General features: G+C 34.7%; 10 protein-coding genes. 8 read left to right on the top strand and 2 right to left on the bottom strand.

The features are described from left to right. Window positions 1-98: 98 nt before the first annotated feature. Complete coding sequence (locus ACIR310F_RS0118570; protein WP_028085115.1) at window positions 99-1,628, bottom strand: ArnT family glycosyltransferase; 1,530 nt, start codon at window positions 1,626-1,628, stop codon at window positions 99-101. Between the two features lie 3 nt (window positions 1,629-1,631). Further along, window positions 1,632-4,091 (bottom strand): hypothetical protein, encoded by a 2,460-nt coding sequence (locus ACIR310F_RS0118565; RefSeq protein WP_028085114.1) that lies wholly within the window; start codon window positions 4,089-4,091, stop codon window positions 1,632-1,634. Window positions 4,092-4,169: 78 nt separating this feature from the next. On the opposite strand from ACIR310F_RS0118565, the gene ACIR310F_RS0118560 reads away from it, so the two are divergent. The 8 genes from ACIR310F_RS0118560 to ACIR310F_RS26385 form a co-directional block, all read left to right on the top strand. Beyond that, window positions 4,170-5,126 carry a glycosyltransferase family 2 protein gene (locus ACIR310F_RS0118560; protein WP_028085113.1) on the top strand — a complete coding sequence of 319 codons (957 nt, stop codon included), beginning with the start codon at window positions 4,170-4,172 and terminating at the stop codon, window positions 5,124-5,126. Window positions 5,127-5,250: 124 nt separating this feature from the next. After that, a complete protein-coding gene (locus ACIR310F_RS0118555; RefSeq protein ID WP_028085112.1) occupies window positions 5,251-5,619 on the top strand; it encodes an EamA family transporter in 369 nt (122 codons plus the stop codon). Window positions 5,620-5,786: 167 nt separating this feature from the next. Continuing rightward, entirely contained in the window at window positions 5,787-6,734 is a 948-nt protein-coding gene (locus tag ACIR310F_RS0118550) for a polysaccharide deacetylase family protein (RefSeq protein WP_028085111.1), read from the top strand. Window positions 6,735-7,175: 441 nt separating this feature from the next. Further along, window positions 7,176-7,661: a DNA polymerase domain-containing protein gene (locus tag ACIR310F_RS27100; protein ID WP_028085109.1), complete on the top strand. Its 486-nt coding sequence runs from the start codon at window positions 7,176-7,178 to the stop codon at window positions 7,659-7,661. Window positions 7,662-7,688: 27 nt separating this feature from the next. Further along, on the top strand, window positions 7,689-8,009 hold the full coding sequence (locus ACIR310F_RS27095) for a hypothetical protein (RefSeq protein WP_028085108.1): 321 nt from the start codon (window positions 7,689-7,691) through the stop codon (window positions 8,007-8,009). Between the two features lie 131 nt (window positions 8,010-8,140). Continuing rightward, window positions 8,141-8,452, top strand: coding sequence for a CU044_2847 family protein (locus tag ACIR310F_RS0118530; RefSeq protein WP_028085107.1), 312 nt, complete (start codon window positions 8,141-8,143; stop codon window positions 8,450-8,452). Window positions 8,453-8,538: 86 nt separating this feature from the next. Next, on the top strand, window positions 8,539-9,525 hold the full coding sequence (locus ACIR310F_RS23845) for a S1 family peptidase (protein ID WP_051289744.1): 987 nt from the start codon (window positions 8,539-8,541) through the stop codon (window positions 9,523-9,525). Window positions 9,526-9,679: 154 nt separating this feature from the next. Then, window positions 9,680-11,110 (top strand): NACHT domain-containing protein (locus ACIR310F_RS26385; protein ID WP_196803247.1); only part of this gene is annotated, 1,431 nt, incomplete at its 3' end.

Here is an 11,110-nt window from a genome sequence, read left to right as displayed (position 1 = left end):
TAACGAACCACAGAGGCACAGAGGTCACGGAGAAATGAGGATTTGAGAGATATTTTGCGTAAGTCCTGAATAAATGGAATTTATGTATTGTACATCCTCTAATTAATTAGTGGTGAAATCAATTTAAAACCTTCTGATTCCCCGATAATTTTACTCTCCTTTAAATTCATTTTCTGCAAAGTGTCATTATCCACCAACAAATAAGATTTATGAACAAACTTATCTTGTAAATCTGCAAGAGATGTAGGAATAACTTGACAATCACTATAAAAGTCTAAACTAGGACGACCATCAGGAAAAGAAGTATAAATTTCTGTTCCTGGTGGAATATTATCCCTAATTAATGCTGCAACTGGTAAAACGGGGAATTTTTCATTTAACTCCCATATCCATGACTGGGAACTCATTAACATTGCTAAAACTAAATACATTCCCGCAAATAAAACCGGGATAAATTGACGGTTATGCTGATTAATGAACCATGATGTGATTCCCATAGTCACTGCTAAAATAATGCTCATAACAATTAACAATGGCTGTTTATCAACTAAACTAAAATAAATACAACCTGCTAAACCGATAATAACTAAAAATGCAAAAAATCCCGTCAAAAATCTAGTTTTAAACTTCTCTTCCTGCCAAATATAACTTAAATTAGCCCCAATTGCTAAAGCTAAAAATGGGTATATGGGCATAATATACCAGGGTAATTTGGTACTCATTAAAGAAACTATGGCAAAATAAACAATTGTACCAATGAGAGTTAAACAACCCCAAGCAGTATGACGATTTTTCCAACTTAAATATAAACCTCCTGGCCAAAATAACAACCAGGGAAAACCATATTTTATCACTTCCAGTAAATAATACCAAATCGGACCGGTATTACCTTCTACAGCTTTTCCCAGTCTATCAAAAGCTTGAGACTGAAAATGCACTTCTAAGAAAATATTACCATAATGTTGCCATTGGGCAAAATACCAAGCAATAGCAGGGAAATTTCCTAAAAACATTCCTATCCATAGAAATGGATTTTTAAATATAGCTAATTGTTTATTAGCAATGATAAATAAACCTGCTATTCCTGCTAAAACTACTACTAACATTCCCTTTGTCAGAGTAATTAAACCCAAACAAAATCCGATACCAACAGCATATTTTCTATCATGACGCGCTTTGAGAACACAAAATAATAATAATAAGAAAAAGGAAATAGTCATTCCATCTAACATTGCTAGTCTACCATGACGGACTACAGGCAATAATGTTAAATAAACCAAAGCCGAAAATAAAGCTGGTAAAGTTTCTGCAAAAATTAACCTTCCAATTAAGTAAAGTAAAGGAACTCCTAGCGCGGTTAAAAATGCTCCCGGAAATCTAGTAGTAAATTCTTGTATTCCTCCCATAAGATAGCAAATAGCAATTAACCATTGCATCAGCGGAGGTTTTAATAAAAAAGGATCTCCTTGTATGGTAGGATAAACCCAGTTACCAGTACGATAAATTTCTCTAGCAACTATAGCATAAGTACCTTCATCCCAATCTCGTAAAGGTAAATTTCCCAGAAACATTAACCATAAAACCAAAGACGCTACCAATAACCCTAATAACCATTGTTTATTGTTCATATTTTAGAAGTGAATTAAGGGGAGAAATTTCATAATATTTGTCACTGTTTTTAAAGTCTTTAATTCTGGGATATCTGGTTTGATTTTTTCTACCATTATTAACTGCTTTTCGGCTTGTCTGGGTTGAAAGTCATATAAATAAACAACTCCTAAATAAAGCCAAGTATAAGGATTTTGTCCATCATATTTAGTTAATTCTGTTAAATTCTGAATTAATTCCGGTGCTTTGCGCTGTAAAAGTTGTGATAGCACTAGAGTATAACGCCAATTTAAGTTATTTGGTTGATTTTTTAAGTAATAATTAGCAGCAAATTCAATTTGTTTTAAATAGTCTTGAGTTGCGTCATATTGATTAAAATTATCTATCTGTACAAAGATATTATCTAACTTGCCATTTTGTAATTCTACTGCTAATTGTGACATTCGAGAAACTAGATCTAAAGGTGGTGTTTTTTCTAATTTTCCTGTATCTGTAACATTTACAGTTAAATTACCAATATTTAAAGGTGTAATTTTACCAGTAATTCTATCTAAATAGAATGCTGATAGTTGATATTTTCCTAGTGGTAATTCCTGGGGAATAAATGTAGCTAGATTCTCAATGACTCGAAAATTTCCCTGGGGATGACATTTTATACCACAATATAAATTACCTAGACCAATTGCATGATCATGATACCAAGCTGATTGACCATTTTGCCATTTTAATAGTAACAAACCATTTTGTAATTCATCCCATGAACCAGTTATTTGATAAGTAACGGAGTTATTTTTACCTATTATAAATTGATTAGCAGTTATAACTTTTTCTAAAGTAACTGATTTCTGATTATGTTGATCATTATTTAATTTTTCAATTAATTTTTCAACAACTATTTGAGGATTTTTCCGATGATATAATCTTAATTTATCACCATGAGGTAATACCCAATCACTTTGTAATTTTAAATCAGGAGAAGTTTCTATTAAAGATTTTAATTTGCGTTTAGTTTCTCCCTTTTCTCCCGGTTCGTCTGGTTCATTATCTTTGGTAACATACCAAGATAAATACTCTAAATCTTGGTCTACTTGCGATAATTTCATCGTTAATTTTCTCCCATAGACGCGAAAATCAGCCAATGTACCGAAATAATCTAAGGTAAACTCATTAACTTGGGGTGTAGAAACGGGAACTACTCCTAAAGTTGTTTTTAAATATGGGGTAGTTTGATGAATTTTCTCGATTAATTCAGCAAGAGGATATTTTTTACTTTCATTATTTGGTAAATGTTTTCCACCATAAGCTTGAATTAGAGGTAAAGAAAACAAATTATTTAGTAAAACTATGCCACTTAATAGTATAGTTGCTAATCTTAATTTATTAAACCAGATATTTTCAATTAAATTAAAAAAGTAAGCTAAAATTAAACTAATTACCGGGAAAGAAGGAAGAATAAATCTAATATCTTTATTTGTCCCTAGAGAACAAATTACATAGCTACCAATTAGAAAAATAAATAACCAATTTAAAGCAGATTTAGCTAAATTATCTTTAATAATATTTTGACTAAATCTATGTTTAAAAAGATAAATTAACAAAATACCAATACTCACAAATAATATGGGATAACCAACAGTTTCTGGGATAGTTTGCGGATAATATAACCAACCAGCAATGGTTGTCGCAGCAGGATCACCTTCTCTTTTTCCCACATTATTAGCATTTAAGGCAGAGGTAATAATAGTTAACCAATTTAAACTATACCAAGAACCACAAATTAACCAAGCTAAAATTAAAGATAAGGCTGTTTGAATTAGTTTAATAAATTTACGTTTGCTGATAGAAATAATCAATGTGTAGATACTAGGAATAAGAATAAAAATAAAACCTGTGGGTTTAGCTAACATAATTAACCCTATTCCTACCCCCAATATCAAAGTTAATATCCATGATACAAAACCAGTATGACTATCTTTCCAAATTGTTAAAATGGTGAAAGTAGCTATGACAATAGACGTTAAACCATAATCTAATAAATAATCAGTTCGCATAATTCCCATAATGGGAAATAATAAGCAAAATATGCTGGCTGTGATGCCAATTTTTCGGTTTTTAAATAAATAATTCCCTAAGTGATATACTGATAAAATCAGTATAGCTGTGTATAATAAATTGACTAAACTGGCTTGATCATAGCCTTTACCAAATAATACCAAAAATGGTACAGTACAAATATACACAAAAGGAGCGCGATAACTGGGGGTTAATTCCCACAGAGATAACCACCAATTACCTGATAAAATATTCAGGTTTTGAAAAATTCGATAATGATGCAATGCTGCGGTTAAATGGGCGCTTTGATCATAGGATGGAATAGATTCATCTAAGAAAAACCATGTTCTATCTATCAGTAATCCTATCAACCAAATTGTTAATAGTATGATATAGTCTTTATTGATTTTCAGATAACGGTAATCATTCATTAGGTTTTGATTTTCAGGTAATTAAATTTTAAAGATGAATTTTAAACATTTTCAAGTTTCTCAAAAAATTTTATCATGATCAACCAACCTATCTACTCCCTCGTGATTCCCATTTATAACGAATCAGAAAACATCACAGAGATGTATCGCCGATTACATCATGTCATGGCACAGTTAGACGGTGATGCTGAATTAATTTTAATAGATGATGGTAGCCGCGATCGCTCTTTAAGTATGATGCGCGAATTACACCATCTTGACAACCGAGTCCATTACCTCAGTTTAGCCCGGAATTTTGGGCATCAAATCGCTGTTACCGCAGGTTTGAACTTTGTCCAAGGTAAATGTATCATTGTTATGGATGCCGATCTCCAAGATCCACCAGAATTAATCTTAACCATGATTGACAAATGGCATCAAGGATATCAAGTAGTTTATGCCCGGCGGACATCTCGTCAACAAGAAACCTGGCTAAAACGCTTGACAGCATATCTTTTTTATCGCATTCTTCGACGCTTGGCTAAAGTTGATATTCCCGAAGATACAGGAGACTTTTGTCTAATGGATAGACAGGTCGTAAATATCCTTAATTCTATGCCAGAACGTAATCGCTACATTCGCGGTTTACGTGCTTGGGTAGGTTTTCGACAAACTTCCGTACCTTTTGCACGAGATCCCCGCTTTGCTGGTACAGTAAAATATACATTTGGTAAATCTTGGGCTTTAGCAATTGATGGTATTATCTCCTTTTCCACAGTTCCCTTGAGGCTGGCAACTTATATAGGCATATTATCAGCTTTTATTGCCCTATTTATGATATTATTAGTTTTGTATTGGCGTTTATCCCAACCATTCTCCCCCATAATCGGTTACACATTAATTACAATTGCCATGTTCTTCCTTGGTTCAGTACAATTAATTTGTATTGGTATTTTAGGCGAATATATTGGCCGGATATACGAAGAAGTCAAAGGTCGTCCTCTTTATACATTAAAGGAAACTGGAGGTTTAAAAGAAAACTCAAATATAACATGACCATAGTATCATTTTATTTAATCCCACCCAGGTAAACCCTGTTTCTGTAGCAGCGTTTGCCATTGTTGTAGTGAATCCTTATGGATTCGTATTTGTGTTATATATACCATCTCAGGTAATATCCGTGTCAATCCAAGAATTTAGTTTACTGCTAATTTCAGTTATCATTAGTGTTGGTGGACAGTTTTTTTTGAAGATAGGAGCGACAAAATTAGGTAAAGTTGATGCAGGTAACGCTATTAGTCATATTCTTAGTATTGTGACTACACCAGAACTTTTATTAGGACTAACCTGTTATGGTATTGGTGCTGTCGCTTATATTCTCCTGCTGACGAGAATCAATCTTAGCGTTGCTGCTCCCGCTGTATCAATTGGTTATATATTTTCCGTATTATTAGGTTACTTTGTTTTAAAAGAAACTATTCCTCTCAACCGTGTTTTTGGACTAGGTTTAATTGTCACGGGAGTAATATTAGTAGTTTGGAAAAAATAAACTATGTCCTCACCCACTCTAGCAAATCTCCAAACCTCTCCCCTGTCAAGGAAGAGGTTAGCTTAGGTCAGGCTAGTGAATCTCAGTATATAGAGAAATGTGTTATAACCTACCATCAGAACCATTATCCTGATCATTTATTGCTCACCCCTTGAAGGAGTTATGCTGTGGAAAATAATAAGTCATTTTTTGAGACGCGGGGAATATTAATATCAATACTTGGCTTAACTGGTGCTTTAAGCATTGCTTTAATGATCATGTTCAAAGGTAACACCTCTGACGCTCAAAATCGCAGCGTCAGCACCAAGGATAATGATACTGCTGTTCTTATGGTAACTCAAGAGCGGTTAGAGCAGTTGAAAACAGAAATGCTCACCAGTTGGCAACAACAAGCACAAGCAAAAGGTGTTTCTACTGATGTACCGACTAACTTTCAAGGAATTGTCGTCAGTGAAGCTAAACTTCCCCCAGAAAAAAAAGTTATCGCCCTAACCTTTGATGATGGTCCTTGGCCTAATAGTACAGCAAAAGTATTAGATATTCTCCAGAAAAATCGCATCAAAGGCACATTTTTCGTCGTCGGACAAAATGTTAAGAATTATCCCGACTTGACAAAACGAATAGTTGCAGATGGTCATACTATCGCTAACCATACTTGGCATCACTGGTATCATCACATGAATGCACAGGTAGCCGCTGCGGAAGTTGCAAATACCGGAGACATAATTTATCAAACTACAGGGGTGAAAACTAGTCTATTTCGTCCACCTGGTGGCAATATGACCAATGGGGTGGTAGCTTATGCTAAAAGTAATAAATATGCTGTTATTATGTGGTCATCTGATTCCAAAGACTATTCACGTCCGGCCGTACCTCGGTTAATGAATAATATCTTTAGAGAAGCTAAACCGGGCGGTATTGTATTAATGCACGATGGAGGCGGAGATCGATCTCACACTGTCAAAGCCCTACCAGAAATCATTAACAAGTTTCGCAAACAGGGTTATGAATTTGTCACTATTCCCGAACTTCTAGAAATGCAAGATCAGTATCCATCCTTAATTGCCCATAAATCTCAGAAATCTCAGAAACTTGAGAAAGCTAAGAAACCTTAAATAAATAATGTCAGAATCAGGATACCCAGGATGAAAGGATGAACAGGATGAATAAGCTGTTGGACATTTAGATTGTATATTGCTCACAACTAAAACTCTTGTGGAACAGGCATACTATGGCTAACGCCACGCTACGCGAACGACAAGCTCAGTACAAGTCCTGCCTGTTTTAATTATGCAAATTAAATGTTTCTCAGCTTATACTAATTCTGGATAAAGATGCACATAATCGTAATTAAATCCTGTAAATCCTTAAATCCTGGACATCCTGATTCAGACAAAAAAGATGAAAGGATGAACAGGATAAATACAGATAAAGTAGACATCTCCAAATACGCAACGAGTGGGGTTACAGCAAATTGTCATCAAACCTGGAACAAGAACCCCACCCCCAACCCCCTCCCCGCAAGCGATGAGGGGGCTAAGATGTACCTTGTGTGATTGCAAATTGCTGTAAGTATTCTCGATTATCTCACCAGGGAACGACTCAGACTCAAAGAATTAGGAAAAGCTGGAGATTTAGCTGCTAAACAAGCTGAAGCTGCTCTCAAAGTGTTAATCAACTCGTTGTTTGGCTTTTATGGGACTTCTGGTGTTGGTTTTAACGATATGGAAGCTGCTGCACTGGTTACAGCTTATGGTAGACGGATTCTGCGATTCATGATTGATGTGATTGAACAAGCGGGAGGTATGCAGGTGGAAAGTGATACTGATGGTGTGTTTTTCTCCCACTCTGAACCACTGCTGATATTTGAAAAGCTGCAAAATGCTTTACCTACGGGTATCAAAATTGAGTTGGAAATTCTTGCTCAAGCGATGTTTGTTCCCTCTAGAGGAGCTAAGAATTATATTCTCTGGCATGAAGATGGGAAAATAACTACTAAGGGTTCATGGCGGAAACGCGATACCTTCGGTGAGCTTCGCTAACGCTCTCGTTTAGAAAAAGAGTTTTCTTTGAACTACCTGACACAATATCTTCTGTCAAAGGCTAAGGCAGAACAATATTACCAGGAATTAACAAAGGCTATTCGTTCTGGTGATTTTCCTGTGGAACAGTTACAGGTTACTCGCAAAATTAAGAAGGGTGAAAAGGCTCTTTTGGTTCTGGGTAATACTGGGGATGTTGTGACGTTTTATCAAGGAGTTCGGGGACTGACTAATTCTGAAGCCTATTCCAGTGGGTATTATTTAGAGTTGATGGCTAAAAAACGAGATGAGTTACTTTTGGTTGTTGAACCTCATGGTGGTGTGGGAAAGCAGTTGAGTCTGTTTTGAATGGGGGGTTATGGTAATGATGAGAGCGATCGCACAATCATGATATTATCCATTTATGTCTTGCGTGTTATTCTCAGTCCACCTTGTTACAAGAAAACCCGTTACACAAAAATTAACCGGAAAAATTAATTATGGCAGATAGAACCGAAATTCTTCCCCTTAAACTTTCTGATGGCAACATAGTTAAAGTAGAAGTTACTCCTATAGGGGAACAACCTGTTTCTGCTGATACTAGAGTCTTTAAAGAAGCAACAGAAATTATTAAATCCATTGCTGAAGATGTCGCAGGTACATTAGAAGATATCAAAGAAGCCGTCAAACCAGATAAATTTACCGTCAAGCTAGGGTTACAAATTGGAGTTGAGGCAGGACAACTAACTGCTTTAATTGTCAAAGGAACAGGCACAGCTAATCTGGAAATTACGATGGAATGGGGTAAATAAACGTTAATTCCCCCATACTTGTCATTCCCTCACAGCTATGGTACTCTTATCATCAATATGCTATGTGAGCTATGTGAGGGTAATCAATGGCTAACGAAGATAATTTACAACGCTGCTTAGAACGCTGCACAGTGCGTTTAAATTTAGCTGACAGTCAGGGAACAGGTTTTTTTGTTGCATCGGGTTGGATTCTCACCTGCGCTCATGTGGTTGAATCTGCACAAGATAATCCCGTGCGGGTATTCTGGAAAGCAGAAAAGCGGAATTCTACTGCTAGGGTTAAGCAATTATACAAATATCCTATTGATTTAGCCCTATTGAAATTAGAGGGAGATAATTTCAATCATCCGTGTGTTGAATTGGATGTTACAGAACCTAATCACGATGATAATTTATATATTTTTGGTTATCCCAAAGATGCGGAAGTTGATTATTCTCAGGGAGATTCCGCAAGCTTCGAATATGAAGGAATAAGTTATAAAGACGACATTGTTCTTTATAAGTTCAAGCACGGGCAAGTTAAATCAGGCTTTAGTGGTTCACCTTTGCTAAATGTACGAACAGGAAAAGTTTGTGGTATTGTACATCTTTCTCGTGATAGAAGTACCGATTTAGGGGGGCGGGCAGTCTCCGCTAAAGTGATTTTGCAAAAGTTTCCCGAAATTGCCCAACTTAATAAACAATTTTATCAGCAACAATCACCTGATAATAATCAGCCACTTACCGAAAAAGATGCAGACAATATGAACAAATCTCCACTTAGCAAAGAAGATAGAGACAAACTGAAAGAGTTTTTGTTCAATAGTGGACTTGCAGATAGTCCTAACCAAAGAAGAACTCTGTGTAGAAATCTTGATATTTTCGAGATAGCAAGAAGACGAAACTTAACAGAGAAAGAGGAAAATAATTTTGTCACAGAGTTAGTTGAATGGTTACATGATATATACCATCAAAAAGCCCTGAATAATCTTTGCGAAGAAATTAAACCTTATTGTACAAATGAAACTTTATTGAATATTCTCTTGAATATTCAAACAAAAATTGCTTTACCCACAATACCCAAGGTAAATTAAACTGATAAGTAGGTTAACGTTAAAAATTTTCGTTATTGTAAGGCAAGAGGCAAAAGGAAAAAGGCAAGAGTAAAGAAGTTTTGGGCGATTTTACTTTTATTTACACATTTTGGTTTTTCTCAGCCCACCTACTTAAACCAATTAAATTTATTATATGAACAAATCTCCACTTAGCAAAGAAGATAGAGACAAACTGGAAGAGTTTTTGCTCAATAGTGGACTTGCAGATAGTCCTAACCAAAGAAGAACTCTGTGTAGAAATCTTGATATTTTCGAGATAGCAAGAAGACGAAACTTAACAGAGAAAGAGGAAAATAATTTTGTCACAGAGTTAGTTGGATGGTTACATGATACATACAATCAAAAAGCCCTGAATAATCTTTGCGAAGAAATTAAACCTTATTGTACAAATGAAACTTTATTGAATATTCTCTTGAATATTCAAACAAAAATTGCTTTACCCACAATAGATATTGAAGAAGCACGTTCAAAGTTATTAGAACAGGTAAGATACTATTGGGAAGGACAAAATAATAAGCAAGAATTTAAAATAAAATTCGGCTTTCCTGGTTTTTGGTTATTGTTATTAGGGATCGTTAAACTATTAAAGTGCGAATACTTCAGATTATTAGGTTTTTATTTTTATATCTTGATTCACCAAGGCTTTACTATTTATAGCCCTACTATTTATAAGTTTTTTAAAAAAAATCTTAACAAAGAAAAGTTTCTAATTTTCGGTGCTTCTGGCTCAGGCAAAAGTACAATGTTAAGAGAATTGAACAAGGAAATACTTAATAATGAGAATAATAAGATTCCTATCCTGTTAAAACTTCAACCTTTGTATGAAAACCAGACAATAGACAACTGGATAAGTGAGTCTATTAAAAAAGTGTATGACGTAGATGAAAAAATTATAAATACGATTTTGGGAAAATATAACGAAATAGGAATAGTATTCCTCCTTGATGGGTTTGATGAAATAGAACCTTCACAACAAAATCAGCGTGCTGTTGATTTGAATAGTTTTATTGAAAAACATAAATGTCAAACTGTTATTACTAGTCAAACAGAAAAGAAAGATTTGCTTTTAAAAGAATTACCAAATAATTATTTTTTTGTTGAATTACAGCCTCTTGAACAAGAACAAATTGACCGTTATATTATTGATATAATGAACAAGCTTCTGGCAGAGCTTCAATGTGCAGAAACTATAAAAGAAATACGTCCACAAACTTGGAAAGCTTTGACAAATAATAATCCCGATATTCTGGATTTACTAGGAAAACCTTTAGGTTTAAAAATAGCAGTACACAATTTTAAAAACGTTCCAGACAGGAGCAATAACGATAAATTGCCAAATCCGGCGGAAATCATCCAACAATTAATTAAGGCTGAAGATGGAGTGGTAGTTCCAATACCAGACGAGTACATTTCAACTCTTCATGACAATTTATGGCAAGACTATTTTCACGATCAGTCTGAAAAATTGAATAACAAAAATACAACTTTTTCTAGAGATAAGATAGTTTGGTTAGCACAGCAATTAAATAATACAGAATCCACATTGTCTATTGAAAATATGCAA

Source organism: Dolichospermum circinale AWQC310F (assembly GCF_000426925.1).
Classification (GTDB): Bacteria; Cyanobacteriota; Cyanobacteriia; order Cyanobacteriales; family Nostocaceae; genus Dolichospermum; species Dolichospermum circinale.
The sequence above is the reverse complement of the archived record's forward strand: the minus strand, read 5'-3'. Positions and strand labels throughout refer to the sequence as shown.

Bases quoted from the DNA above. Each gene is read 5' to 3' on its own strand.
- ACIR310F_RS0118530 (WP_028085107.1), top strand. From the start codon at position 8,141: ATGGCAGATAGAACCGAAATTCTTCCCCTTAAACTTTCTGATGGCAAC.
- ACIR310F_RS0118570 (WP_028085115.1), bottom strand. From the start codon at position 1,628: ATGAACAATAAACAATGGTTATTAGGGTTATTGGTAGCGTCTTTGGTT.
- ACIR310F_RS0118565 (WP_028085114.1), bottom strand. From the start codon at position 4,091: ATGAATGATTACCGTTATCTGAAAATCAATAAAGACTATATCATACTA.
- ACIR310F_RS23845 (WP_051289744.1), top strand. From the start codon at position 8,539: ATGGCTAACGAAGATAATTTACAACGCTGCTTAGAACGCTGCACAGTG.